The 25,608-nt window shown below is 42.0% G+C and carries 27 protein-coding genes, 2 rRNA genes and 4 pseudogenes; 19 read left to right on the top strand and 14 right to left on the bottom strand.

Annotated features, from left to right (window positions below; all coding sequences use genetic code 11):
• A partial coding sequence (locus DYY67_RS08155) for a tetratricopeptide repeat protein (RefSeq protein WP_445082579.1) occupies positions 1 to 1,222 on the top strand: 1,222 nt, incomplete at its 5' end.
• A 59-nt stretch (positions 1,223 to 1,281) separates the two neighbouring features.
• On the opposite strand, the gene DYY67_RS08150 is transcribed toward DYY67_RS08155, so the two are convergent.
• Positions 1,282 to 1,575: a hypothetical protein gene (locus DYY67_RS08150; RefSeq protein ID WP_166392367.1), complete on the bottom strand. Its 294-nt coding sequence runs from the start codon at positions 1,573 to 1,575 to the stop codon at positions 1,282 to 1,284.
• A 37-nt stretch (positions 1,576 to 1,612) separates the two neighbouring features.
• A complete protein-coding gene (locus DYY67_RS08145) occupies positions 1,613 to 1,771 on the bottom strand; it encodes a hypothetical protein (RefSeq protein WP_166392365.1) in 159 nt (52 codons plus the stop codon).
• Positions 1,772 to 1,904: 133 nt separating this feature from the next.
• Between DYY67_RS08145 and DYY67_RS08140 the strand changes: the two genes are divergently transcribed.
• On the top strand, positions 1,905 to 2,108 hold the full coding sequence (locus DYY67_RS08140) for a hypothetical protein (RefSeq protein WP_166392363.1): 204 nt from the start codon (positions 1,905 to 1,907) through the stop codon (positions 2,106 to 2,108).
• Here DYY67_RS08140 and DYY67_RS08135 read toward each other — a convergent pair.
• The 3 genes from DYY67_RS08135 to DYY67_RS08125 form a co-directional block, all read right to left on the bottom strand.
• Complete coding sequence (locus DYY67_RS08135; protein WP_218584711.1) at positions 2,105 to 2,560, bottom strand: GNAT family N-acetyltransferase; 456 nt, start codon at positions 2,558 to 2,560, stop codon at positions 2,105 to 2,107. The two genes, DYY67_RS08140 and DYY67_RS08135, sit on opposite strands and share 4 nt — an antisense overlap.
• 186 nt (positions 2,561 to 2,746) lie before the next feature.
• Positions 2,747 to 6,058 (bottom strand): 23S ribosomal RNA (locus tag DYY67_RS08130).
• A 148-nt stretch (positions 6,059 to 6,206) separates the two neighbouring features.
• Positions 6,207 to 7,677 (bottom strand): 16S ribosomal RNA (locus tag DYY67_RS08125).
• The 16S and 23S rRNA genes sit together here, the layout of an rRNA operon.
• 368 nt (positions 7,678 to 8,045) lie before the next feature.
• Between DYY67_RS08125 and DYY67_RS08120 the strand changes: the two are divergent.
• Positions 8,046 to 9,301, top strand: a pseudogene (locus DYY67_RS08120) (aspartate aminotransferase family protein).
• Between the two features lie 40 nt (positions 9,302 to 9,341).
• On the top strand, positions 9,342 to 10,145 hold the full coding sequence (locus DYY67_RS08115; protein WP_166392359.1) for a PEFG-CTERM sorting domain-containing protein: 804 nt from the start codon (positions 9,342 to 9,344) through the stop codon (positions 10,143 to 10,145).
• Here the strand turns inward: DYY67_RS08115 and DYY67_RS08110 are convergent.
• A complete protein-coding gene (locus DYY67_RS08110) occupies positions 10,120 to 10,839 on the bottom strand; it encodes an SDR family NAD(P)-dependent oxidoreductase (protein WP_166392357.1) in 720 nt (239 codons plus the stop codon). The genes DYY67_RS08115 and DYY67_RS08110 overlap by 26 nt on opposite strands.
• Before the next feature lie 83 nt (positions 10,840 to 10,922).
• On the opposite strand from DYY67_RS08110, the gene DYY67_RS08105 reads away from it, so the two are divergent.
• Positions 10,923 to 11,273 carry a hypothetical protein gene (locus DYY67_RS08105; protein WP_166392355.1) on the top strand — a complete coding sequence of 117 codons (351 nt, stop codon included), beginning with the start codon at positions 10,923 to 10,925 and terminating at the stop codon, positions 11,271 to 11,273.
• A gap of 21 nt (positions 11,274 to 11,294) precedes the next feature.
• On the opposite strand, the gene DYY67_RS08100 is transcribed toward DYY67_RS08105, so the two are convergent.
• The gene (locus tag DYY67_RS08100; RefSeq protein WP_166392353.1) at positions 11,295 to 11,993 is read right to left on the bottom strand and encodes a PAC2 family protein; all 699 of its coding nucleotides are present in this window, start codon (positions 11,991 to 11,993) and stop codon (positions 11,295 to 11,297) included.
• Between the two features lie 82 nt (positions 11,994 to 12,075).
• Here DYY67_RS08100 and DYY67_RS08095 point away from each other — a divergent pair.
• From DYY67_RS08095 to DYY67_RS08085, 3 genes and pseudogenes are all read left to right on the top strand, one after another.
• A pseudogene (locus DYY67_RS08095) lies at positions 12,076 to 12,700 on the top strand (superoxide dismutase).
• The gene (locus DYY67_RS08090; RefSeq protein ID WP_166392352.1) at positions 12,700 to 13,308 is read left to right on the top strand and encodes a hypothetical protein; all 609 of its coding nucleotides are present in this window, start codon (positions 12,700 to 12,702) and stop codon (positions 13,306 to 13,308) included. The pseudogene DYY67_RS08095 and the gene DYY67_RS08090 overlap by 1 nt, the downstream one beginning before the upstream one ends.
• Before the next feature lie 69 nt (positions 13,309 to 13,377).
• Positions 13,378 to 14,382, top strand: a complete 1,005-nt coding sequence (locus tag DYY67_RS08085) for a hypothetical protein (protein ID WP_166392350.1) — start codon at positions 13,378 to 13,380, stop codon at positions 14,380 to 14,382.
• A 59-nt stretch (positions 14,383 to 14,441) separates the two neighbouring features.
• On the opposite strand, the gene DYY67_RS08080 is transcribed toward DYY67_RS08085, so the two are convergent.
• Complete coding sequence (locus DYY67_RS08080; protein ID WP_166392348.1) at positions 14,442 to 14,909, bottom strand: cupredoxin domain-containing protein; 468 nt, start codon at positions 14,907 to 14,909, stop codon at positions 14,442 to 14,444.
• Positions 14,910 to 15,232: 323 nt separating this feature from the next.
• On the opposite strand from DYY67_RS08080, the gene DYY67_RS08075 reads away from it, so the two are divergent.
• On the top strand, positions 15,233 to 15,652 hold the full coding sequence (locus tag DYY67_RS08075; RefSeq protein WP_166392346.1) for an SRPBCC family protein: 420 nt from the start codon (positions 15,233 to 15,235) through the stop codon (positions 15,650 to 15,652).
• A 378-nt stretch (positions 15,653 to 16,030) separates the two neighbouring features.
• Here DYY67_RS08075 and DYY67_RS08070 read toward each other — a convergent pair whose 3' ends face one another.
• Positions 16,031 to 16,309: a hypothetical protein gene (locus DYY67_RS08070; protein WP_166392344.1), complete on the bottom strand. Its 279-nt coding sequence runs from the start codon at positions 16,307 to 16,309 to the stop codon at positions 16,031 to 16,033.
• Between the two features lie 254 nt (positions 16,310 to 16,563).
• On the opposite strand from DYY67_RS08070, the gene DYY67_RS08065 reads away from it, so the two are divergent.
• The gene (locus DYY67_RS08065; protein ID WP_166392342.1) at positions 16,564 to 17,118 is read left to right on the top strand and encodes a hypothetical protein; all 555 of its coding nucleotides are present in this window, start codon (positions 16,564 to 16,566) and stop codon (positions 17,116 to 17,118) included.
• Between the two features lie 124 nt (positions 17,119 to 17,242).
• On the opposite strand, the gene DYY67_RS08060 is transcribed toward DYY67_RS08065, so the two are convergent.
• Positions 17,243 to 18,559, bottom strand: a complete 1,317-nt coding sequence (locus DYY67_RS08060; RefSeq protein ID WP_166392340.1) for an NAD(P)/FAD-dependent oxidoreductase — start codon at positions 18,557 to 18,559, stop codon at positions 17,243 to 17,245.
• A 179-nt stretch (positions 18,560 to 18,738) separates the two neighbouring features.
• Between DYY67_RS08060 and DYY67_RS08055 the strand changes: the two genes are divergently transcribed.
• Together DYY67_RS08055 and DYY67_RS08050 are read left to right on the top strand one after the other, a co-directional pair.
• On the top strand, positions 18,739 to 19,974 hold the full coding sequence (locus DYY67_RS08055; protein ID WP_166392338.1) for an ABC transporter permease: 1,236 nt from the start codon (positions 18,739 to 18,741) through the stop codon (positions 19,972 to 19,974).
• A gap of 134 nt (positions 19,975 to 20,108) precedes the next feature.
• Positions 20,109 to 20,459 (top strand): hypothetical protein, encoded by a 351-nt coding sequence (locus DYY67_RS08050; RefSeq protein WP_166392336.1) that lies wholly within the window; start codon positions 20,109 to 20,111, stop codon positions 20,457 to 20,459.
• Positions 20,460 to 20,564: 105 nt separating this feature from the next.
• On the opposite strand, the gene DYY67_RS08045 is transcribed toward DYY67_RS08050, so the two are convergent.
• On the bottom strand, positions 20,565 to 20,771 hold the full coding sequence (locus DYY67_RS08045; protein ID WP_166392334.1) for a hypothetical protein: 207 nt from the start codon (positions 20,769 to 20,771) through the stop codon (positions 20,565 to 20,567).
• Between the two features lie 425 nt (positions 20,772 to 21,196).
• Here DYY67_RS08045 and DYY67_RS08040 point away from each other — a divergent pair, with 425 nt between their 5' ends.
• The 7 genes and pseudogenes from DYY67_RS08040 to DYY67_RS08005 all read left to right on the top strand — a co-directional run bounded on the left by DYY67_RS08040 (position 21,197) and on the right by DYY67_RS08005 (position 24,039).
• Positions 21,197 to 21,502, top strand: coding sequence for a hypothetical protein (locus tag DYY67_RS08040; RefSeq protein ID WP_166392332.1), 306 nt, complete (start codon positions 21,197 to 21,199; stop codon positions 21,500 to 21,502).
• Positions 21,503 to 21,666: 164 nt separating this feature from the next.
• Positions 21,667 to 21,888: a hypothetical protein gene (locus DYY67_RS08035; RefSeq protein WP_166392330.1), complete on the top strand. Its 222-nt coding sequence runs from the start codon at positions 21,667 to 21,669 to the stop codon at positions 21,886 to 21,888.
• A gap of 20 nt (positions 21,889 to 21,908) precedes the next feature.
• Complete coding sequence (locus DYY67_RS08030; RefSeq protein WP_166392328.1) at positions 21,909 to 22,514, top strand: hypothetical protein; 606 nt, start codon at positions 21,909 to 21,911, stop codon at positions 22,512 to 22,514.
• Positions 22,492 to 22,734 (top strand): hypothetical protein, encoded by a 243-nt coding sequence (locus DYY67_RS08025; protein WP_166392326.1) that lies wholly within the window; start codon positions 22,492 to 22,494, stop codon positions 22,732 to 22,734. Before DYY67_RS08030 ends, DYY67_RS08025 begins: the two co-directional genes overlap by 23 nt.
• A complete protein-coding gene (locus tag DYY67_RS08020) occupies positions 22,731 to 23,147 on the top strand; it encodes a hypothetical protein (protein WP_166392324.1) in 417 nt (138 codons plus the stop codon). Before DYY67_RS08025 ends, DYY67_RS08020 begins: the two co-directional genes overlap by 4 nt.
• A gap of 216 nt (positions 23,148 to 23,363) precedes the next feature.
• A pseudogene (locus DYY67_RS11930) lies at positions 23,364 to 23,426 on the top strand (hypothetical protein); the annotation flags it as partial.
• A 190-nt stretch (positions 23,427 to 23,616) separates the two neighbouring features.
• Complete coding sequence (locus DYY67_RS08005; protein ID WP_166392320.1) at positions 23,617 to 24,039, top strand: hemerythrin domain-containing protein; 423 nt, start codon at positions 23,617 to 23,619, stop codon at positions 24,037 to 24,039.
• 292 nt (positions 24,040 to 24,331) lie between these two features.
• Here DYY67_RS08005 and DYY67_RS08000 read toward each other — a convergent pair.
• The 3 genes and pseudogenes from DYY67_RS08000 to DYY67_RS07990 all read right to left on the bottom strand — a co-directional run bounded on the left by DYY67_RS08000 (position 24,332) and on the right by DYY67_RS07990 (position 25,572).
• Positions 24,332 to 24,836 (bottom strand): annotated as a pseudogene (locus DYY67_RS08000) (4Fe-4S dicluster domain-containing protein).
• Positions 24,827 to 25,144, bottom strand: coding sequence for a DUF1492 domain-containing protein (locus DYY67_RS07995; protein WP_166392318.1), 318 nt, complete (start codon positions 25,142 to 25,144; stop codon positions 24,827 to 24,829). Before DYY67_RS07995 ends, DYY67_RS08000 begins: the two are co-directional and overlap by 10 nt.
• Positions 25,141 to 25,572 (bottom strand): universal stress protein, encoded by a 432-nt coding sequence (locus DYY67_RS07990; protein WP_166392316.1) that lies wholly within the window; start codon positions 25,570 to 25,572, stop codon positions 25,141 to 25,143. Before DYY67_RS07990 ends, DYY67_RS07995 begins: the two co-directional genes overlap by 4 nt.
• Positions 25,573 to 25,608: the final 36 nt, after the last annotated feature.

Below are 25,608 nucleotides of genomic sequence, written 5' to 3'. Positions count from 1 at the left end.
CAACGTTCCTAACACCAAGCAGCCAAGTAGCGCCGTGGTAGATATGACAAAACAAATTATTGCTACAACACCAGAAAATTTTGGTTCAGATAATGCGAGCACTATTAATTTGAAATGTCAAGCATTTCTTACAATCAGTTATGTTGATGCCTATAATTACTGCTACAAAGCTCTACAGTTAGACCCACAAAACAAAGATCTTCAAAATAATGAAACTGATGCATACAACAGCATTACTAGTGCCACATCCGATATTATTCGGGCAGACAATTCTCTAAATAAAGATCCAGAAGATGAAGTTGCTCTAGCTACAAAGGCATCTGCTTTATTTGCTCTTGGTAAGTATAGTGATTCCCTTGTTTACGAAAACCAAGCCTTACAGACAAACCCCTCAGATACAGAGTTAGTAAGAAACAAGGCAATAATGCTTTTCTATATAGGAAGAGATGCTGACGCACTACAAACCATTGATAATGCTACTTTGTATCCCGTAGACTATCCATTAAAGATCAGCATATTATGCAGCAACGGAAAATATGATGAGGCCATTCTCTATGTTGATGAATTCTATAAACAGCTGGGCGGGGGTACACAGCACTCGGAAGATCTGGATAACTTTGAAAAAGGATTGATATATGAAAAGATGGGCAATCAGGATACAGCTAATGATTATTATCAATTGGCTATGAGTGATGGTGGTATTTCAGCTGACAACTTAGACATTGTAAAGGCTAGAATGTACTATAACTTGCTCATGGACTTTAACAAGACCTCTGAATATGCTGAAAAGATACCTTCCGGTTCTCCATATTATCGTGAAGCCTCTGACCTTAATGTGATCGCCGGCTATTACCAAAGCAAGTCTGAAAATCAATCGCTAACTGAAGTTGGAGCTTCAATAATTCAACCCACTCTTACAACCAACACGGCCATACCAGTTCCTACCAACCAAACAATGCAAATTCCAGGGTGGATTAAAAATAATGCAAAATGGTGGTCAGAGGGAGTTGTAAATGATAACGATTTTGTTCAGGGTGTTCAGTATCTCATTAAACAGAAAATAATAAACATCCCGCCTCAGACTCAGACAGCATCTTCTGCTACTCAAATTCCAGCATGGGTAAAGAGTACTGCAGGATGGTGGGGAAATGGGCAAGTATCTGATGACGATTTTGTAAAAGGAATTGAATATCTAGTAAGGATAGGAATAATCAAAGTTTGAATTCTGTAAGACTTTTGATTCTAGCCCTGTCTTCAAAACTTCCAACACTTGAATCTTAACTAAACATTTACCGTATGATCATGTCTATAGCCACAAGACGGACACAAAAACACCTGATGCAAGTCTCCCTTGACATCTTGTCGAATTTCAGAGACTAGCTTGTCCATGGCAAGTCCCTTTCGTGGACAATCCTCGCCAGGACATGGCATGTCATAATCTAGTACATGGTCCAAACAAAAGTATCCACGCTTTGAAGAATAGATTCCCTCTTTACCGCATTTTTCCTTGTCACAAGTTCTTTTCTTGTAAGAATCTATTGGGATACGGTTTCCTGGTATGTCTAATTCTTTCATGTCAAGATATCACTTTTTCAAATTATTCCCACTAAGATTACTTTTCATCTTCGTAAAAATCAGGCCGAATCCTGGAGCCATACAAGACAGCATCTTTTGCCTCCCTTCTTCTTTTAATCCATAAATGAATTCCACCAAACAGCATTGCGCCCAAAAGAATTGTTCCAGGGATAATCCAAATCATGCCAAGTACCATGGCATACCGGTACCCATGATTTGATAAAAACTTGCCATCAACTGCAGATTGGAATCATTAGTGATCCTAATACAACTCAAACACACCACGCCTCCACTGTTATATTTATATCATACCATAGTCATACTATAGTATGACAAAAATAAAGAGGACGATCACACTCAGTTCAGAATTAGATAACATCATCGCAATGCTTGCCACGGGAGCAAACCAGAACACTTCAGAGTTCATAGAGTACAGACTCAGAGAAGACGAGCAGATTAAAAAAATGGTGCAAAAAATTAGAAATGCAAAAGATCCTCCAGAGTACAAGATTGGAAAGAAACTTACTGCCTAGATCTTTTTTTCCATCGGAGTTAGCATTCCCCATACATTGCTAAATTCTGCAGGTCCAGTTATTTCATATCCACTTGATTTCCAGTACTCGACTCTATTTTGAATAGAATTTAATGTGATTTTGGAATATCCAAATTGCAAAGACACAAGCTCAAGTAATGTAAACAGTGAATATCCCGGATGAATCTCATCGCAAAGTTTGTCGTGTATTCTATTTACGGCAATCATATCAATATGAAAGTGATCACCCTCGTCAACAAAAGTCAAAAAAGCCAATACCATACCGTCAAACTCAAAGACCCAGACATGATAGTTGCCTTTATTTTCAGTATAGAGTTTTTGCAGTGTAATATTTTTTGCAAATAAGAGTTCATTGTCAAAGTCATGTTGCACGTCAGTAGAAAGAATCTCCCTGTAAGGCAGATTGAGCCTGAATTTCTTTCGCTCCAACAAGTCTTGATTGCCAGAATTACTAATAAGATCTTGATTTGAAATTGTTTCTAGCTACAGTTAAATCATTTTTCAAAATAATTTTTTCAAAGAAAAATAATTTTCTGCATGAAACCAAATAATCGTGTACAGTATCCACTGGGATTCAAAATAAAATGAATCGTCGCATATAGTCTCTATGTATGTGACTGAACTGATGTATTGGGTTGTTAGTGACGGCCAGCTCACCCCTCGCCGAAGCTTGGGATTTATACTGCCGTTCTATCAACGCGATCTTCTTTCGCCACCCTTTACCTTACGGACGGATACCTTTTCTCGGGATGGGTTTCCTCCTTAGATGCTTTCAGGAGTTAGCCCAAATAGCTTAGCTGCACAGCCTGCCTTATCAGACAACTGTTAAACCAGTGGCTACGCTGCTCTGTTCCTCTCGTACTCGGAGCAACTTCCCCTCAAGTATCCACGCTTCCATCAGGCAGAGTCCGACCTGTCTCACGACGGTCTAAACCCAGCTCATGTTCCCCTTTAATAGGCGAGCAGCCTCACCCTTGGCCCCTGCTGCAGGGCCAGGATGGGAAAAGCCGACATCGAGGTACCAAACCGCGGGGTCGATAGGAGCTCTCGCCCGCGACGAGCCTGTTATCCCTGGGGTAATTTTTCTGTCACCACGAGCCCCCAATAGTGGGGACGTCATGGATCGCTAGGCCCGACTTTCGTCTCTGAATCCCGTGCGTTTGGAGATCCAGTCAGTCCAGTTTGTGGCCTTGCCCTCTTCAACGGATTTCTGACCCGTTTGAACCGAACTTTGGGCCCCTTTGATATCTTTTCAAAGGGGTGCCGCCCCAGCCGAACTGCCCACCTGCACCTGTCCCACCATTACAGTGGTAAGCGGTACGAAAAGAAATGACTGGTGTTACACTTTCGCTTCCAACGCCCCCGAAAAGGCGTTAGCATGGCTACCAGTTACTCTATGCACTTCTCGCCATACCGCAAGCACAAGCTGCAGTAAAACTCCACGGGGTCTTCTCTCCCCGATGGAAGATGCTGGACTGTTCGTCCAGCTTATGTGGCTTCACCGGGTTGTAGGCGGGGACAGCGGGGCCCTCGTTGTTCCATTCATGCACGTCGGAACTTACCCGACAAGGCATTTGGCTCACTTCTGTTACTTCAAGTGACCTTGATTGTTTGGAAACAAATCGAGGCGAGTTTGCGTTGTGCAAACTTCCTTGCATCGCTGCAAGGGTCGGACTATATCTTAATCATTTTTTGTTAAACGACTTCTGGCATGTAGTCTCTGAGGATTCTAAATTTCAAACTTTGAAATCTAGTCTTTCCTGCTGATTGTCTGCAGTCAAAACATTTTCAGATTTTCAAAATTTTATTTTTGAAAACTAGTTTGACATTCTCAGACTTTCCAGCAAATAGCCAGATTTTACTAAGGCAATCCAAATTTTTTGTTTTACCTTAAGAGAGTCAGAGTTACTCCCGGCGTTTACAGGCCCTTAGCTCAGTTGAACCCAAGTTTTAGGTACCTGCACTGGCCAGGATTCAGTGACTATACAAAGGATTTCTCCCTAGCAGTCACCTGTGTTTTTATTAAACAGTCGGGACCCCCTTGTCACTGCGACCTACGATGGCAGTTCTACACTACCGCCGCAGGCATCCCTTATACCAAAGGTACAGGACTAGTTTGCCGAGTTCCCTCGCCTACGGTATACCCGATACATCTTAGACTTCTCATCCAGCGCACCTGTGTCGGATCTCGGTACGAGCCTACAGGAATCTCACTACGTCACCTTTCATGGTCTCTTGGAGTCGAACAAACTCAGCTAACGCCAAGCCATTCCAGCCTCGGGCGAGTTCTCGTCATTACGACACTCCCTAACCCTCAAACTGTTAAACAGAACGATGGTTCTGCTTGTCCTATCCGAAAGCAAGTGACTAGATTATAACGTCTCCTGTAAGGTGCAGGAATGTTAACCTGCTTCCCATTCATCTAACTCTGTTGAGGTTAGACTTAGGATCGACTAACTCCCGGCTGACGACGCATTGCCGGGAAACCCTTACGCTTACGATGGTGGAGATTCTCACTCCACTATGCTGTTACTGCCGCCAGGATCTGCAATAGACGCCGGTCCATAGGACCTCACAGCCCTACTTCTACCCAACGCCCACGCCTAACTACCATGCACCGTGCGTTACGCACGGAGATCTGAGGTATCGGTACTTTGCTTTAGCCCCGTCCATTTTTGGGGCATCAAGGCTCGGCAGGTAAGCTGTTACGCACTTTTTAAAGGATAGCTGCTTCTGAGCTTACCTCCCTGCTGTCTTGGCCTTAATACGCCCTTCAGTTTGACACTTAGCAAAAATTTGGGGACCTTAACCTCAAGTCTGGGTTGTCCCCCTCTTGATTACGAGCCTTACGCCACGTAAATCCGTATCCCTGCTTCTACGACGCACATCCCTTCGGAGTTTGAAAGGGTAGCGAATGATTTCTCACCCGACATACCCGATCGGTGCTCTACAGGACACGCTGTCTCCACAGAGTCTGTACTGCGATACACTTCGTTAGGAACTAGCGATCACCAGACTAGATTGGTTTTTGACCCCTATCCCCACATCACACAAACAAATTGCACGTTAGAACTGCTACAGACCTCCATCGGGCTTTCGCCCAACTTCGTCTTGTGCAGGGATAGATCGTCTGGTTTCTAGCCTTGCCGCTATGACTCAACGCACTTTCACACGCTTCCCCTCGTTTATCACTGCGGGAACTTGATTTCTCTTCGCCTACGCTCTGATTGAGCTTAAGCTTGCCATAACAGTAAGCTCCCTGGCCCGTGTTTCTAGACGGAACTTACGACACTGGAGCTATGAACGCCAGACCTTCAGCTCTATTGCTAGAACCTCCAATCTGACAAAAACCCCTTCGATGCCGTAAACGTCTGTAACCAGTTGGTTTCAGGCACTTTTCACCCCCCTTCCGGGGTACTTTTCAGCGTTCCCTCGCGGTACTAATACCCTATCGGTCTTGAGAAATATTTAGCCTTAGATGCTACTTTCACCTATATTCACTGCCCACTACCAAGGACAGCTACTCTTGTTATAGTAAGATCCTCTCTTCTTTTGCTCACGGGACTATCACCCTCTACGGTAGGTCGTTCCAGACCACTTGAGCTCTAATTTGAGGATCGTAATACCATAACGACACCACATCTCTACCACGTTACCATGGCAGATTCAGTTTGGGCTGTTTCCATTTCGCTCGCCGCTACTTAGGAAATCTCTGTTGATTTTTTTTCCTCGTGGTACTCAGATGCTTCACTTCCCACGGTTCGATCTCTGCTACCTTTGTAACAGAGTATGCTTACGCATAGGATTCCAATTCGGACATCCCAGGATCAACGGTCGCATGCACCTACCCTGGGCTTATCGCAGCTAGCCACGTCCTTCATCTCTTCTCAAGCCAAGCCATCCTCCAACTGGCGTCGGCACATCAGCATATTCAGTCACATATTACACGACTATACACGACGATCATCGCTAGTGCCGGGTTTCGACTACCAGCTTCGTCCTTCACCGGATAGTTTCCTATCCAGTTGCATCTTTTATGAAGAAAGTGTGTGAACCCACACAACCCAATTATTTTCTAAGGAGGTGATCCGACCGCAGGTTCCCCTACGGTCACCTTGTTACGACTTCTCCCTCGTTGCTAAACTCGTGTTCGATGATGACAATTGAGTCATCACCTCGCACAAACCCAACTTCGATGAAGCGACGGGCGGTGTGTGCAAGGAGCAGGGACGTATTCACTGCGCGATTGTGACGCGCGGTTACTAGGGATTCCATATTCGTGAGGGCGAGTTACAGCCCTCAGTCATAACTGAGATAATGTTTAAGGATTGCCTCCACTTTTCAGCTTCGGGACCCGTTGTCATTATCATTGCAGCCCGCGTGTAGCCCCAGGGTTTCGGGGCATACTGACCTGCCGTGGCCCCCTCCTTCCTCCACTTCAGCAGTGGCGGTCCTCCTAGTTAGCCCAGCTTTTCCTGAGAATAGCTGTGGCAACTAAGAGCAGGGATCTCGCTCGTTACCTGACTTAACAGGACACCTCACGGCACGAGCTGGCGACGGCCATGCACCTCCTCTCAGCTTGTCTGGTAAAGTCTTCAGCTTGACCTTCATTCTGCTGTCTCCCCGGGTAAGATTCCTGGCGTTGACTCCAATTGAACCGCAGGCTTCACCCCTTGTGGTGCTCCCCCGCCAATTCCTTTAAGTTTCAATCTTGCGACCGTACTTCCCAGGCGGCAAACTTAACGGCTTCCCTGCGGCACAGCATTAGCATTAAGCCAATGCTTCACCGAGTTTGCATCGTTTACAGCTGGGACTACCCGGGTATCTAATCCGGTTTGCTCCCCCAGCTTTCATCCCTCACTGTCGAACGTGTTCTGGCAGACCGCCTTCGCCACTGGTGGTCCTCAGAGGATCAGAGGATTTTACCCCTACCCCCCGAATACCGTCTGCCTCTCCCACTCCCTAGCCTTGTAGTATCTCCAGCGGCCAATCTGTTGAGCAGGTTGATTTAACCGGAGACTTGCAAAGCCAGCTACGGATGCTTTAGGCCCAATAAACGTCCTGATCACTCGAGGTGCTGGTATTACCGCGGCGGCTGACACCAGACTTGCCCACCCCTTATTCACCGGTGCTTTTAGGACCGGCAAAAGATTCCTTTAGCAGGAATCACTCGGACTAACCCAGTCGTGCTTTCGCACATTGCTAAGGTTTCTCGCCTGCTGCGCCCCATAGGGCCTGGGTCCGTGTCTCAGTACCCATCTCCGGGCTTCTCCTCTCAGAGCCCGTACCTGTAATAGTCTTGGTGGGCCATTACCTCACCAACAAACTGATAGGCCGCAGTCGCATCCTACGGCAGTAAACTATTTCGACCATGAGCCATTCCAGGCATCATGATCTATCGCGGTTTATTCTCAGTTTCCCGAGGTTATCCACGTCCATAGGTTAGCTTGACCACGTGTTACTGAGCCGTCTGCAGTGTATTGCTACACTTACTCGCATGGCTTAGTACCAATCCGATAGCAATCAGGTCCGGCAGGATCAACCGGATTCGTTTTAATCGGTATTTTTTCAAATACCTTGTCGAAGTACGACTTTTAATCACACATTATATTGGGAATTGGTGGATTCACACACTTTCTTCAAATTTCAGATAAAACCGTTAGGTCATACCCACATCTTGTATGCGTAACTGGAGGCCTGTAAATCATACGATGGTACACTACCAAGTGTCATTACAAGCGCCGCCTTGCTGTTACGTATGCAAAAATGGGATCAAAGCGAAATAATATAAACCATTCACAAATCATGCGTAAAATCTGCATTTTTTGCGATCGATAATATGTCTCCTCCATACTAGGTTGATACATTGTCTTCTGCAGTTGAAATCTACAAGAAAAAAACTAGAAAGTCTGCCAAGATGTTTGAAAAATCAAAAAAGTTTCACGTCAATGGCGTAAGTCACAACATAAGATTTTTCAAGCCTTATCCGTTTGTTACAAAGTCTGCAAAGGGCAAGTCAATTTCTGACATAGATGGAAACAAGTACACAGATTACTGGATGGGGCACTGGAGCCTTATCTTGGGACATGCCGCACCACCTGTTGCAAGCCTTGTCAAAAAACAATTGCCGTCATGCTGGATGCATGGCACCGTAAACGAGATGACGGTATTATTTTCCGAAGTCATACAAAATGCAGTACCAGTAGCTGAGAAGATTCGCTATGTCTCCACTGGAACCGAGTCCACAATGTATGCAGTAAGAATTGCAAGAGCAGTTACTGGAAAAAAAATAATTGCCAAAGTAGATGGTGGCTGGCACGGATATACAACAGACCTTCTCAAGTCAGTCAACTGGCCCTTTGAGCAACCAGAAAGCAGAGGCCTGACAGATGATTCCCACATCGTATCAATACCATACAATGATCTTGAAAAATCAATCCAGATATTGCAATCAGTGAAAGAGGATCTTGCAGGTGTAATCATAGAGCCTGTTCTTGGCGGCGGAGGATGCATACCTGCGACAAAAGAATATCTATCAGGAATACAGGAATTTGTCCACAAAAATAATGCACTGTTTTTACTCGATGAAATCGTGACAGGGTTTAGGTTTTCATTTGGGTGTCCTCTATCCCTCCATGAAGCTAGACCCAGATATTGTGACACTTGGAAAAATTGTTGGCGGCGGATTTCCAATTGGCGTGATATGTGGAAAAGAAGAGATTATGAAAATTTCTGATACACAGACCCATGCAAGACATGACAGGTCATACGTTGGCGGCGGAACATTTTCTGCAAATCCCATCACAATGACGTCTGGCAGGGCAATGCTACAGTTCCTCAAAAAAAACTCGACTGTATACAAAAAGATTGGAAAATTGGGAGAGCATGCAAGAAGGGGCTTGGCAAGGTCTTTGATGGAAAAGCAGTCATTACTGGAAAGGCTCTCTTTTCATGCCGCACTTTTTGGCAAATGGTGTAACAGAGATTAAAGATGCGTCAGATGCAGCAAAATGCAACTCTGATCTATTGCACCAGTATCACTTTGAGATGATTGCAAGAGACGGGATATTTTTCCTTCCGGGAAAACTTGGGGCAATCTCATACGCCCACAACAAGTCAGATATACAAGATCTAATTGAGGCATCAAGTAGATTTGCAGCTTTGCTAAAGTGAATAGGATTATTTATAAACTAATAATTCTAGAGTCGTTCTCGTGTATAAAATTGCCATCGCAGTTGCAGCAGTAGTTTTGCTAATTCCCTTTGCGTCGCACTCTTTTGCGTCAAATATCGAGATTGATATCCATGCAGGTTCTGCCGACCCCAATCAACACCTTACATTTTACCCCCCATCATCGTCTGCCTATGTTGGAGATACCCTAGAATTTGGAAACGGCGATACGGTTGTTCACGATGTAGCCTCTGGAACACCCAGTGCAGGCGCTGACGGAAAGTTTGACAGCGGCAACCTAAACCCAGGCCAGTACTATGCATATACACTTACAGAATATGATGTAGGTACGGTCAGCTTTTACGACAAGACATACCCATGGATGACAGGAACTGTTCTGGTCCAGGAAGCACCAACTGGATACAAGGTAGTTCACAACGTTGGTGCAGATGTCGGAGACGGCAAGACAACATTTGATCTCCAGTACCAATCAGTAAAAAATATCATCACAGCAGAAGTTGGTGTAAAGGACAAGTCGCTCAATCTTGTCCTTGTAGGACAGACAAACCAGAGCAGCAACCTAGTGCTCAACCTTCCAACAGGGCTTATCACTCCGCCATTCTTTGGAGTGCAGCTTGACGGTCAGTTCACAAAGAACTTTACTGAAACACCCCTTGCAGGCATGACAGTTCTTACAATACCTATCACTCCACTTACAGAACAAGTCAGCATTGTGGGAACACAGGTAGTGCCAGAGTTTGGCCCAATCGCTGTCTTGGTTCTTGCAATATCTATTGTTTCAATAGTATTGTTTACCAGAGTCATGCCAGGCCGTATACGGGTATAGCTGCACCGTTTATTGGCCGTGCATCGTCTGATGCCAAAAAGAGAATCACTTTTGCAATATCAGCAGGTGTTACCCATTTTGCATGATCAGCGCTTGGCATTGCTTTTCTGTTTTCTTCAGTGTCAATGATGCTTGGCATGATACAGTTGACGTTGATTCCTTTTGATTTTACTTCTTCTGACAATGATTCAACTAGTCTTATCACGCCGCTCTTTGATGCAACATATGCAGCATCAGATCCTGCACCTCGAAGCCCCGACCTTGCAGATACATGAATCACTCTGCCAGAAGACTGTTTTACCATCTGTGCGACAACATGCTTGCTTAACAAAAATGCCGTCTTGAGATTGATATCCATCATGTGATCCCATTCCTTTTCATCTATTGCAGTAACGGGTTTTCCTGCAGTGTATCCTCCAATCACATTTGCAAGAACATCTATCTTTCCAAATCTCTTTACTGCCTCAGAGACTAGAATTTTCACGTCGTCTTCTTTTGTAAAATCTCCCCTCAGCAAAAATGTGTTTTTTGCCATGCCGTAGATCTTTTGCAACGACTGGAGAGAGTCACTAGAATAGTATGTCAGTACAACAGATGCGCCTGCCTTGAGAAAGGCATGTGCCACTTCAGTTCCCAGTCCACCGTTGCTACCAGTAACTAGTACAGCTTTTCCTGAAAAATCAAAATTGCCCATAGCAAAATAACTGCAAGAAGGATAAAAGAATCTTTTTGCCTTGCGTGATCACCTTTATCAAATGATACCACCAATACAATACCATGTCAAAAGACAACAAAACCCGAGATTGGGACGAGATGTGGACTGAATACACACAACTGCTCAAAAAATGGACGCAAAATCTAGAGACATTGCAAAAGACAAGTGCCGAAGTACAAGAAAAGTACAACGATGTAATGTCAAAAGCAATTAGCGAATCAAGCCAGAAGACAATAAAGGAATTCCAAGAGAACTGGCAAAAGGCCATGACCAAAGCAGGTATGGCTGCCTTCAAGCAGTTTGGCGAGAACTGGCAAAAGTCAATCAGCGAGTCAGGCCTAGATCAGCTCCAGACATATGGCGACATGATGAGCAAGTTTGCCGAAACATGGCAAAAAATGTGGCGAAACTAAAATTATCCAAAGATGAGAGCTTTAGCTCTTGTCCATTTGTTCACCACTAGTCTTGGACTCTACCTCATCTGCCATCAGATCAAGCTCTGATGTGTCTCCAAGTTTTTGGTATGTCATTTTTTCAAGTGTCCTAAGTATGCTTTTTGCCGAACGATACTGTGGAAGTTTTGGTTCGTTGAGCTCCGCATAGAGACCGATTCCCTGAATGCCATTCATCTTTGCAAATCCCAAGATTAATCCATTAAATCCAGTAATTATCGAGGCCTCCGGTGTTGTCTCAATTCCAAGTTTTCGTACCTGGTCTGTCATCTCTAACGATGTTGTAGTAACAAAGGTCTTGGGCTCTTTTCCAATTGGATTTTTTGTGTGAAACCCTCCAAGAGTGTAGATGAATTTTGTTGAATATTTTTTTGCTATATTTATGACGTCTTGGCACAAAACATTGAGTTCCTCCGTTGATGATGGTTGGCCAGAGCCTCCGCCAAAGACAATGGTATCCTTGCCTGAACGATATTCCCATTTTTCTTCCGGCAGGTCAATGTAGCCACCGTTGTCTATAACATAAGCAGGATAAGATGGAAGAACTTCACGAAATACAGTAGTATCTAGATTTTCGTTGATAAAATCAATCACTATGCTTCCCACGTCGCCCATATCTTGCATTGCTGCAATCATCAACGGCTTTTGCAGATCTGGCTCTTTTATTTGCGAAAACTTCACGTTAGTTCTTTACTTTTATTCTGATTAATACCTTAGCACTTGTTCTACATGAGATATAAGAGAGTTTTTTAAAATTCAAGGCATGGGCAAGTATGAGCTGCCTCCTCTTCCATATTCGTATGATTCACTAGAACCTTACATTGATGAGGTCACCATGAAGAATCCATCACACAAAACATCATCAGGCCTATGCTGACGGACTAAATGATACACTAGCAAAGATAAACGCACAATCACACAAAAATTACATTATTGGAATCTTGTCAGATTTGAACACGGTTCCAGAAAATGCAAGAGATGCCATCAACTTTTACGGCGGCGGATATGAAAATCACAGAATGTTCTGGGACAGCATGAAGCCAAATGGCGGAGGCAGGCCTGGCGGAAGACTGGCAGACGAGATAGGCGTCTATTTTGGAAGCTTCGACGAGTTCAAGAAAAAGTTCTCAGAGGGGACGATATCAATCCAAGGAAGCGGATGGGGATGGCTTGTGTACAACCAGACATATGCAAAACTTGAATTTATGACAACACAAAACCAGACAAGCCCTTGGACCCAGAGGCGTGTTCCTCTATTGGGTTTGGATGTCTGGGAGCATGCATACTATCTCAAGTATCAAAACAAGAGGGCTGCCTATGTTGAAGCATGGTGGAATGTTGTCAACTGGTCTGAAGTAGAAGAGCGATTCATCAGAGTAGCTTCATAATGTCAGATTTCAAGTCATCAGGTTCCAAGAAAAAAACTGTAATTGTATCATGTATAGCAATACTTTTGGCAATTTATTTTGCTTCAGCAAGTTATTTCTTTCCGCAATTTTACCTGTCACTTGTACAGCAATATCCAAGACCAGTCATTTCTGATGTAAAAATTTCCAATTCCACCATACACCTTGGACAGTCATTTGAAATAACAGTAACAGGTACAAATAACGGAGTGACGTCTGACATGCAGACGCTGTCAGTGTCATTTCCCAACATGACAAATGTCCAAGGAATATCTGTCAGAGATGACAACTTTACGCAGCATCCAGTAATCATCGATACAGGACAAGAAGTAGGATCACATTATCAGGGAACCCAGTATCCAGTGTATTCGCAATATCCCGCAGTTGAATCATACAACAGGCCATGGGAAGGCAGAATATCTCACACAGTATCAATAGATGTCACACCAGAAGCTGCAGGAAAGTTTTTGGTATTTATCAAAAGCGTTGCCCTGCCACACAGTGATATCATTCATTACCCAACTGGCGGAATTGAGGATCAGCAAAGCGAGTATGTTGTGCCATATTCGGTAAATGTCACAAATCCATAATTATAAAAATCAGACAGTCAAAGACAATCAAATGGCAACTACTAGTGTCAAGGCTTTCAAAAATACCACATGGATAGATTTTTTGCAGGCTCACTTCTCGTTTCAGTTGGAATCCTGCTTACAACAAGTGGCGGAAGCTGGGACATTACAAACCATCTCATAAACAGGCCGGAGACATTTTTTTCCATACCTCATACGGTACTATACACCGGGGTAGTGGTTACGATAATTGGCTCTATCATAATGCTACAAGCGTATAGGGTTCAGAAAGACCCCCTCAAGTCACTTTCTACAAAGATGGCAGTAATTGGAAGCTTGGTGCTGGTGGGAGCAGGTCCTGCAGATTTTGGCTGGCACCAGATGTTTGGGCTTGACGGATTGCTCAGCCCTACACACATGATGCTTGTAGCAGGAATGCTTTGCTCAAGTCTTGGCGGCTTGTTTGGAATAAGGCGTTCAATCTCTGACAAGACAAACCCAAGGCCCATGATTACAACAATTCTTGCCATGCTTCCAGTATGGCTTGCAGCAGGAGGCATGCTTGATATGCTCTGTCTTCCATTTTCAAACACTGCTCACTTCAAGTTCAATCCAGATCCAATTCTTGCAGTAATACTTGCAACTATAGCATTTCCATTTCTAAGCTCAGTCATTTTAAGATCAATGTCTTCCATGTCACAGAGAAGGTTTGGGTATCTTTCTGCACTTGGAACAAGTTTTGTTGTTGTAGTGATACTGACTACAATCATACCAGATGACAAGATCAGGATTTCGATTCCATTTTACCTGATAAACTTGATACCAATAGTTGTTGCAGACATTATTTTGTCAACTTCACAGAAAAAATCCCTAACATACGTAGCAGGCGCAATACTGGGTCTTGGGTTTTTCACGCTCTACTTTCCATTGATTACCCATGTATACAACGAGGTACTGACAACAGCTCCTGTCTGGCCAAGTGCAATAATTGATACGTACTTTACAGACTTGGCCAAATTCTATCCGATTGTTTTCCTGCCTGCTATAGCAGCTGGGATTATTGGAATAATGGCAAGCAAGAGACTGGCCAGATAGATATGGCAATATATCTCAGATCAAAAAAGGTACCTTTACAATCAATAAAAATAACTGCATCAAGATGTCAGAGCCCCATGAACAATATCTATCTCGCCTTTCATCCAAGGGTGGACTTCACAGTAATATGGAATTTGAGCCTCTTGAGTAAACAAGAAGGTGTACTGTTTTCCAGGCATTATTGCATCGGAACCAAAATTTCCACTAAAAGCATCCTTGTATGTCTTGTCAGGTGTGACATAATGTGCTGCAGCATCGTGGTTTGTCCATACGACTAGATTATCTACACCAAGTTGTGTCTCTATCTTTTTTGGTACAAAGTTTTGCTGTTGATCTTGGTTTACTGAACCGGTAACAATTGTGATTTGGGTAGTCTGCCCAGGCTCTAGAATCTTTTCTGGTATGACGGGTTTTGCGTTGTATTCTGGCACGTAATACAGCTGATAGTATCCTATTCCAATTGCGGATCCCACAATAACTGCAATCAATCCAATTCCATATGCATGACTTGGGATAGGTGCACTCATTTCTACTTCAAAAAGATGTCAAGCTATATGATAAATCCATCACATGTTCCACATATTTTTAAATATTATTCTGCAAGTCCAAGACGCTATAATTTATGATTTTAACTTGGGTCTTGAGAATTATGTGCGGTTTTAAATATTTTCGAGCATCATTAACGTTACAGGTCATCTCTACGGAGATCTTAATCTTCATAACCCACCTTCCAAGTCGACCTGTGCTTGGAAGGGTAAACATGCTATTCAATTGATATCAGTTTTGAATTTTTCAATATTATTGCAGTGTATACTGCAGGAATTTATCTCATCTTTTTACATCCTATAACATGGTAGAAGTCGGCATAATGATACAGATCAACGCTACTTTTGAAAAAATATGGAGGATAATATCAAAAGTTGACAACGACCCAAAGTATTGGAAGGACATTAGCCATATCAGAAACATATCAAGAGATGGAAATACCATAATACGCAAGATACAGCTGTCAAATGGAATCAAATGTCAGCAAAAGATAACATTGTTTCCTAAGGAAGGAATACACGTACAGTGGACAAAAGGCCCTATTGTTGGTACGAAGGACATCATGCTCGTTGATAACGGCAGTACAACCATCATTAGAGTCAAGATTAATTATAAACTTGGAAAAGTCATGCAAGCTAGATCCGCAAATATTTTGGACGAATTACAGTCAGAAGCAGAACATGCGTTACAGATAATAAAAAAGCAGACAGAATTCAAACCATAGTGTGATTCTTAGCCTGTTCAACAAGTTTTTCTGGTGGATAAACTAGTTTGTGTTCAAAAAGATTTATGAAGTCAATATTGAGATTTGGATCCTTTTTCAAAGGCCGATTTTAGATCATCTAATTCATAGAGACGACATCATGTCTTAGACAATTTATTCTTCTTTGACGTTGAAACCTTCATCCAAATAAGAACTGACGCAACTGCCACAGCAGCGGCAATAATAAGATCGGAAAAAATTGAACCATATCTTGTCAATACTGGAACATTGAAGATGTATGTTTCCAAGCTATTGTCTTTGCCGATGTTATAAAGATCTACTTTTAACACATGATTTCCTGATTTGTTAAAGACATGGTCAAAGCTCCACGAATCTCCCTTATGTAACTCTGGAGGAATCTGTGTCCACAAGCTGATCGTCGTAGTATATCCTAATCCCCATCAGGAAATGATTAACGCCAATTGAAGCATAGTTTGATTTATCCCCATAAGGCCCCTGATTATAGTTAAAGACTTTTAATTGCATATGGGTGGTCTGATTCACATTAGGGGTGTACGGATCTGTTATCAGTATTACTTCGTAATTTCCAATCACTTCGGAATCAGATGTTAAAGGTTCTGGCTCCCACGTTAGATCTCCAAAAATGCTTCCGCTCATCTTATACGCAAATGATTGATACGCATTAGCATTATTGAATGTAAAAATGATCAAGAAGCAGAAAAATACAAGTGCTCTTATTTTGTTTATTTTCACTACGTGTAATACGTAATGTTTCCTTAAATATATCAACACATTGCAAGAGCTTATCTTAAAACATCTTTTGCCAATATTGGTTCAAATCACATATGCTGGAAATTTTTAACTAAAATCATGCCTACAGTATAATACCAGACACTCCAGAGGATCATCGATTGAAGATACTATCTCATACTAACTGTATCAAAGCATTAGGATTTGCACTTTTGCTAGGCATATTTTTTGTTCCTAGTGTACCATCTTACGAGCATCTTTACGGATATAACTTTCAAGAGTGGAAAAATCAAAGAGACAACTTTCTAATTCAATTTGATACTGATCCCCATACACCCATAGCAGGAAACATGTCTACGCTAATGTTTAGCGTTCAAAATTTACAAACTGAGCAGCACCTTCAAAATTTTACCGCTAGAATAACAATTCTAAATCAGGGTTCATCATCAAATAGCACCATTTACGAATCCAAGAGTAACGAGACAAATGGTGATTTTTCTCAAAGATACACATTTCCAACAGGCGGTCTCTACGAAGTTTTTCTTCGTGTAGATACGCCCTCTTCAATAGATGTTTCAAAATTCACTGTTTTTGTTTCGTCACCGTCGTTTCAAGTTCTCAATTTGGTTTATCTCCTCTTACCTCTACTCATCTTTGTAGGACTGTTGGCTATTGCAATTGTGTTCATTGCACGGTACGTATATAGAAAAAAGTAATTGATGGATTTTAGCTGTGTTAATGTCTAAAGTTATGTTTTTTATTAACAATTTTCTAACCATTGAATTAACCAGATTTTAAACGACATTTCTTAACGTTTGAGAGTTTTCTACAGCACTATTCCTAGATTTTACTTGTTGCGTCTCTTTGTTTATACTTGGCCCATGCATTGTTTATAGTAAAGACTAGCTGTTTACCCAGAATATTTTCCATCCATGTCGGTATGAAAAATTTTCTGTCAGCTGAAAAATATCGATAAAACTTTTCATCATCAAGTTCCTTGCTATCAAGCACGTTTCTTGCGGCAAAATCTCCGCAGAATGTAGCCCATGGCAGACCAACGCATCCCAACACAAAGTGAGTCCATGGTCTAGCAGGATCTCTGAGCACAGTTGGAATGAGATCTCTTGTCATGTCTATGCGGCCCTGCCAATACTGAATGAATCTCAAATTCCTAATAGAAGGAATTTTTTCTTTTAAGTTGTTTATCACTCGGTTTATGACTCGAGCAGTTGTGGTATCATTTTTTGCATACGTTGTTAGCATATCTCCTCCGCCAACTAACAACCGCTTTGTTCCAGTTAGCCGAAAATAAGTATAGATTAGATCAGAATCCCAGCATTGTAACGGGCCTTGGGGGAAAAGATTTGCAATATCATTGTCTCCTAACGGTTCGCTTATAGAGAGAAAAGTCTGCGCATGATACACATCTTCAGAGTATTTTGTTATCTCTTTTTTTGGCTTGTCAATACAAAAGATGATCTTGTCTGCAGTGACAGATCCAAGATGAGTGCGTACCGTATGATCGTCATAGGAGAGTACTTCGGAGGATTCATAGATCTCCACCCCCTTGTCTAGGAGAACCTCCTTTATTCCCTGTGCGTAAAGGAGAGGATTTACCCCGTATGTTCCAGTGTATCTAATTGCTCCAGAATATGCCTTGGAACCAAGGACTGATGGAACCTCTGATTCTGTATACAGTGTGCTAGAATATCCAATCTTCTTGCGTGCCTCTACCTCGTCTTGTACATCTTTCCACCCGCTTGCACCTTTTCCTATGAAAAGACAGTCCTGCACCTGTAGATCGCACTCTATTTTATGCTCTTTGATATTGGATACCATTATTTCTACTCCTTTTGCTGCAACTTCCCACAAGTCCTTTGCACCTGTAGTACCGTACTTGCGCAACAGTTGTGATAGTTCAAGCTCACTGTCAGGAGTCAGAAAACCAGCACTCTTGCCTGTTGAACTTCCACCACAGATATTTTTGTCAATTAAAACGACTTTACTTCCGGAACTTGCAAGCTTGAGTGCAGCTGCAAGACCTGATGCACCTGCACCCACAACCAGGACATCTGTCTTAGTATCTCCTTTTAGTGGAGATCTTATAGGTTCCTTTACTCCCATAAGAGTAGTGAACCACCAATCTTGTAATATCATAAATTCTCAGGTGTCGTACGCTAAACAGTGACACTATTTTTATGTCGCGTTAATTCTCATATTTACCATATTCATGTGATTGCAAAATATTGCTAGAGTTGTTCCTAATTTTGTAAAGGTGAACAAATGCGAATTAGTAAGCGTTTTTAAATTATTTAAACAGGAATAACAGTATTAAGATGCACCCCAAAGATATCTTTTCTTTATCGTTTGATGCCCTAGTTGACAGAAAAACAAGGACTGTGCTGACTGTTCTCATGGTTGTACTGGGAAGCAGCCTTGTTGTGGTGCTCAATGGTGTAAGTGCAGGCCAGGCGGTATTTTTAGAAAAGCAGTTTAACGTATTGGCAGCAAATGTAATCTTTGTGAGTTCTGGGCAACACTCGTATCATTCTGATTCATCTACTGCCTCGCTCATCATAAATAATGTCATAGTAAGCAGGATCCAAACACTTCCATTTGTAGCTGATGTAAGTCCAAGCTATTCTGGTTCAATTCAGATAACCTCACAAGGAAATGTTCAGCATGTGTCAATACACGCCATGGATCCTAACAAAATACCAGAAATTCTACCCAATGTGGAATATGTTGACGGTTCATTGATAAAATCAAATGATCGTGCCGCAATGATAGTGGGAGACACGGTGGCAAATCCTCCAGGTGCAACAACGCCATTTGTTACGGTAGGCCAGACAGTGCAAGCTACCTACACTTATGCAGATCCAACAGGAAAACAGGAACAAGAAGTAAAAAATTATGTTGTAACAGCCATAATGAAACCTTCAGGAAATAACTATCTTGACAACTCGGTAATCATTAATCTGGACTCTGGAAATGAGCTATTGCGCAAATCAGACAAGTATGATTCAGTGACAGTCATGGCAGCATCACCAGATTATGTCGATACAGTACAACAAGAATTAACAAATCAGTATGGTCAGACTCTTGGCATAACTACTCCACAGGCAATAATGCAAATAAGGGAACATGCGGCAAGCGGAAATGCCGCCTTCATTTTGATGGTTGGAATTATAGCACTGGTTGTAGGGGCAGTCGGAATAGTCACTACCCTTTACAACTCTGTGACAGAAAGAATTCGTGAGATAGGTACAATGAAGGCGATTGGAGCCCAAAATCTTGACATACTGGAGCTATTTTTGGTTGAAGCAACATTGATAGGAATTATCGGTGCAAGTCTTGGAATAGTTGGTGGAATTGCAGGAGGTTATCTGCTCAGCTTCCTTACCACTGCAAATGTACCTGGCCAAAACCCAATTAACATTCAGCCAATCTTTGTCGTCTTTGACCTAATCAAAGTGTGGATTTTGTCTGTAACGCTGAGCGTAATGGCAGGAATATTTCCAGCATGGAAGGCATCAAAACTTTCACCCATGGTAGCCTTGAGACGAGAATAATTTTTTGTTACTGGGTTTACGGGGAGAGATGATCATTTAGACAAATATTATTTACAAAATTGTAGTCGTTACTAATAAAACAAGATTAACTTTGTTCATCAGTCAATAAATAGAAAATAAAATAACGAATTCTCGTGCAAAGAAATCTTGTCATACGAAATGCCAGTGCAGTGTTTCTTTTTGTCTATTTTACCACTGAAAATCATCTTCTGGTTTTAACTCAGGTATTGATTTACAACAGATTTTCTTCCATTGATACATCACTAGGATGTATTTACGTGATACGATTTGAGATCCTAATGAAAAAAATAAACAATTGGACTCTGGCATTTGCATCACTTGTCATATTGTTAGCTGTAACATACGAGGGAGGTGTAACACACAATTCAGAGATATTCATTTCTTCCCTAACAGTTTTGTTTCTGACGTCATGGTTTATGTTGATCGGATCATGCGTGATGGGAGTGAGCCGAATTCTAGTATGAATGTGACGGTTTGAGTTAACAATGTCAGTCCGAGTTTACATTACAAAATCACAAATAAGAAAACAAATGTGTCAAGGAAATGATTCATAATCAAAAAAGGGAAAATTAATGGTGGCGAATTCTTGTTGTAAAGACTCCGACGCCTGCCAGCAATCCAGCAACACCTAGTCCAACTCCCCAGGTTATACCTTGGAGCGGCCCATGAGGATTGTCGGCATCGGTATATGTTATTGCATAGACACTTGGTGCTACAGACGCAATGGCCAGTAAGACCAGCACACTAGCAAAGAGATATGTGTTTATCTTTGTCATGATGCAACTGCGTCACGATTTCATTTAAAAAATCTGATTACACTGCAATATGATGTGTTGCATCATTAAAACAAGAAAACAAACGTGTAAGGTTTTAATTGTTGTTTTACAAGTATCGAAAAGTTTTCTTTCAAGATATATTGTACGGTCAACCAGATTAGGATCAAAACGTTTTACATAATTTATTTGAAACCGTAGAAATCAAAGATAACAACTACTGAAAAATAAAAAATGACAGATTAGCATTTTATGCCACAGATTGCAGTGTGTACTGTAGAAGTTTTATAGTAAAATGACATACGTTAAGGCATTGTTGCGCCTCAATTCAAAATTGAATATGTTATCAAATGAATTGTGCAGATCCATAATAGCAATGAACAGTCATATCACACTAGTGGCAATTATTAACGAAAAGGGAATGGCCGATGAGAGCCAAGGTTGTAATTGCATTATCGAGAAGACTTCCAAGCACCAAGAAAGAGATGTTTTTCATGGAAAATGCGCTAATGCATAGGATGAGAAAGGAATTTGATTTGGATTTGGGACAAGTAAGATTTACTTATGTAGAGAGGGCTGAGAGAGGCCTATTTTCATTTCCAATGTATGATCAACTGTTGCTAGTGTCTTTCTTGAGAGCACATGTAAACTCCTTGACTTTAGTAGAAAGTATTGCGCCACTAGTAGATAGATACAAGAAAGAATTGGAAAACATGTCACAGGTTCTGGCATAGCAATAAAACAAGTTAAGAAGTTAGAGATGCGTGATTTTAGATAGGTACGCTCATTTCTGGTCAATAGCAAATTTACAAAGAATTCGAGTTACAAGCGGTACATCTTAAAAATATGTGATAATACAGTAGTGGTTTATTTGGCAGCTTGACATATTGAAGGTAGAATGAGAGTCAAGGAGTCGTTTCCAATGCTTGTTATTTCAGTCGTTATACTTTTTGGCCTAGTTTCTGCGGTACCTGCCGCCTTTGCAGCTACTTGGTATCCCGGAGAGGGGCTAAAACAAGGAGATTATTATCAATACAAGGTCTGTACGGCGGACTGGCACAACTGCGAGCCAATAACTGATAGGTTTTTGGGTAAAGAACCAGACAAATTCTGGATCTAACTTGATGATGGCTGTGACCGATGGCTGCCATAGTGCAGAAAGGAATTGTAACAATAGGGACAAACTCTCCTGATCCAACATATGCCGACCCAAATCTAACCAGCTATGCAGGCATATTCAAAAACTCACTGTCATGGCTTGATGCATTTTCTACAAAGATAACTGCCAAGGATGTAGGATCTCCCGCATGGGGTAATACTGGAATATTTGGCGAAACTACGGTAGGATCTTTGGGCCAGCAACAAGTAACAGAGCCAGCTGGTTCGTTCAATGCCTGGACTATAGGTTGGCATGATAGTGGAGCTAACAGTAATGTTTGGGTAGATCCTGCTTTGGCATTTCCAGTCAAGGCTAGGGTTTACGCCGTTGTAACAAGCGGAGTGCCACCCCTTAGCTACAGTGTTGATTTGCTTGCATATGGAAATAGTAATACAATGCCATCGTTTCTAAACGTTCAATCAACCAGCGCATCTGGAGGCAACGCAAACTGCCCGGTACCAGACTTGCAACAAGATTCTGTTCATGTAACTGGTAGTCACAAGTTCTGGCTCAGCTGCCATAGAGTATCTTTACAGCCCATCAGTTCCACACCAAGGGTGTCCCATGGAATGGAGAGTCTGGTTTGAACAACCATATGATGCAACTCAAAAAATCTCCAACACACACTATGACATATTTACTGTCGATAATCAAGGCCAAAAGACAAGCTCGTACGCACAAAGTCTTGGAAGGCAGGACATGTTTGCGCCAGTTGGGTCCGATGACATAACTTTCATAGATAATCAGCCTCCGCCCGTTACCCATTTTGTGATCTATTTTGCCGGACTGGCCCTGAATCTGGGGTGACAGATGTAAGTGCGGCGGGGATGATGCAGGTAGATGTCAAAACATTGTCCCCATTTGGTAGCACTGGAACAACTGGAACTACAAACGGAACAACATCTGGAATCCTGAATGTGACTAGCTCTGTTACACAGCCTGTTATGATTCCAGCATGGATTAAAAATAATGCAGGTTGGTGGGCCAGTGGACAGATTGGGGATGGCCAATTTGTTCAGGGGTTACAATACATGATACAACACAAGATAATGCAAATACCTGCACATTCAGGCTCAACTGCAACGTCAGGAACACAGCAGATTCCAGCATGGATTAAAAATAATGCAGGTTGGTGGTCAAGCGGAAAGATTGGTGATGACCAATTTGTTCAGGGGTTACAATACATGATAACAAACGGCATAATCAAGATCAGTGCCTAGTTTTTGGATCTACTCTCACAAAACCATTGAAATGAGAAATTGAAGGAATTATCTGTTGAACATTTGCAGTTAGTTGCTCTGTTGACCAATAGATATGCACGAAAATTAGTGCAATGTGTTCGTATTCTTTATCTATTGATTTCTTCTCATTTATTACAGTAATGATGATTATTTGGAAAAAAGTTCACTTGTGACCAATGCAAAGACAGATTTGAGAGTTATCAAGAATTGATAAATCACGCCCGTCATGAACATAAGCATCCCGTATGCCAAGTGTAAGGAATGCGGACAGGAATTCATTCATGAGGCAGACAGACTTCATCACGCAAGAAAGGAACACGAAGAAAAACTAGCCAGACGCCTGCACAAGAATGAGCACAAGCATGAGACCAAAAATCCCACACCTCAGGATGAGGTTGATGCTCACACTCGTAACTTTGGCGACAACTTTTGACAGATAATTTTCCATATGAGTTATAAAATTAATTTTAACGAGCCAATTCCTGAGATGATATTCCGGCTTGAAAAAGAACATCGCCATTTCACAACCGAACTAGACAGATCAGTCAGTTTGCTGGAAAATAATCAAAAGGATGCAGTTGACATACTAAGTAACTTGAGCTCAAAAATCATCAAACATGCAGTAGAAGAAGAGGCAAGACTTGTGCGGATAATAATGGAAAAAGCCAAGGCAGAATCAGAGCAATCCATCCATGTAATGCAAGAACACAATTATGTTGTGGATTTCATCAAACACAAGTTACCAGAGTTGCATAAATTACAGTCCAATGATTTACATAACGAGATAATAAAATTCGTAAAGGCGTTAAAGGAACACTTTTTGGAAGAGGAAGAGACAGTATTCCCCTTGGCACTAAGGCTGGCAACTTGAGTACTATTGAATGATTCATGTCCTCAGATACAACATATTCTAAACATATGCTACAAAATGTTCTCTGACGTTAAGATGTTATATTTTCTGATTGCCGTCTAGGATTTTTAATCTACTCCAATACCCTTGCCATAATTACAATCTAGACAACAAAGAGTTGAATCTCCCTTTTCTCCTATAATCAGTATGTTCTTGCTTCCACACTTGGGACATTTTGTTTTTTCTTCATCGCTTTCATGATTCCTGATGTTTTTGATTTTTTGACCTGTGAATGTTGGCCATCTCTTTAGATTTATTTTCTGTACTTTTCTGCCATCTCTTGATGAATCTTTTGGTTTGACTGTTCCACCTTGATTGCCTGTGTGGGACACACCGAAACACATGCCATGCACCAGATGCAGTCATGTTCCCTGATTGGCTCTGATTTGTCAGTGTAATCTTTGCGGCCTTCCTTCTCGTGGCTCTCGCCAGTTCCCGCACTTGTTGCATTAACCATTTGCGCCGCAGGGACATCGTTTTCTGTCCTGTACCACTGGTAGACCTGCACCGGGCAGACCTCAATGCAGCCGCCGTCTGAAATGCACGAGTCCCAGTCTACGGCAACAAAGGTTCCATGTACTCCAAGTGACAGCATATTGTTCCCCTCGTTGCTTGTATGCGTTTTGTACATCCTCATTTGTCGATGATTCTGCATCATCTCTTCCAGGCCCCCATACAAAATGAAAGTGTTCCCTGTCTGCATGCTTGTGTATACCAATGACGTTGTGATTTTTGGGAAAATCAGAATCTATTGGCATTGTATCTCCCTAAATTTGTACATGCCCACCCTCTTACCTGTATCACTTATCTTATAGGTTCGCTTGATTAATCCATAATTGTGCAATTTTTGCAGTATCCTGTATACAGTACTAGACGAAATTTTTAATTCCACACAAAGCTGAAAGGTAGATTTTGGATCAATTTTAATAGATTCCAATATGCTCTTGATGTAATTATTTTGCAAGAGATCCAATATGTTTCCACTGTGGAGGTCTTTTTCTGCTATCGGTTTTGATTCTAGCTTATCTGTATGATGATTCTTAGCAAATCTTGTATCTAGCATCATTTTATCACCAGTACGGGGACTTGGGATCTGTGGACTGTGGCATTTGCTACGCTGCCAAGAAACAACTCTTTAAGACCACTTCTTCCTCGCGACCCTATGACCACAAGGTCATATTTTTTGGCATTTGCAAAATTTGCTATTTCTAACGAGGCGTCTCCATAAACAAGTTTGCCATGAAACTCTATATCGTTTCTTGAAGCCACCTTCTTTGCTTCTGCCATGGTCTTTGCAGCTCCATCAGTCATGTATGACTTGAAGGATGGCTGCGATCCTATTAGTGGTATTGGCGGAGTTGAAGGAATTACACACAGCCCAGTAATTCTTGCTCCAAATGGTTTGGCAATCTCGATGGCTTTATGCAGGCCATCCATGGAGTGTTTTGAGTCATCAAGTGGTACCAGTATCTTCTTGATCTTCCGGCTAACCATTTGTCATGACCTCCACATATACTGGTTCTAATTCAT

This window comes from Candidatus Nitrosotalea sp. TS, from assembly GCF_011319465.1.
Lineage (GTDB): Archaea > Thermoproteota > Nitrososphaeria > Nitrososphaerales > Nitrosopumilaceae > Nitrosotalea.
Note: the sequence above shows the minus strand (reverse complement) of the source record. Positions and strands in the feature narration are given on the sequence as shown.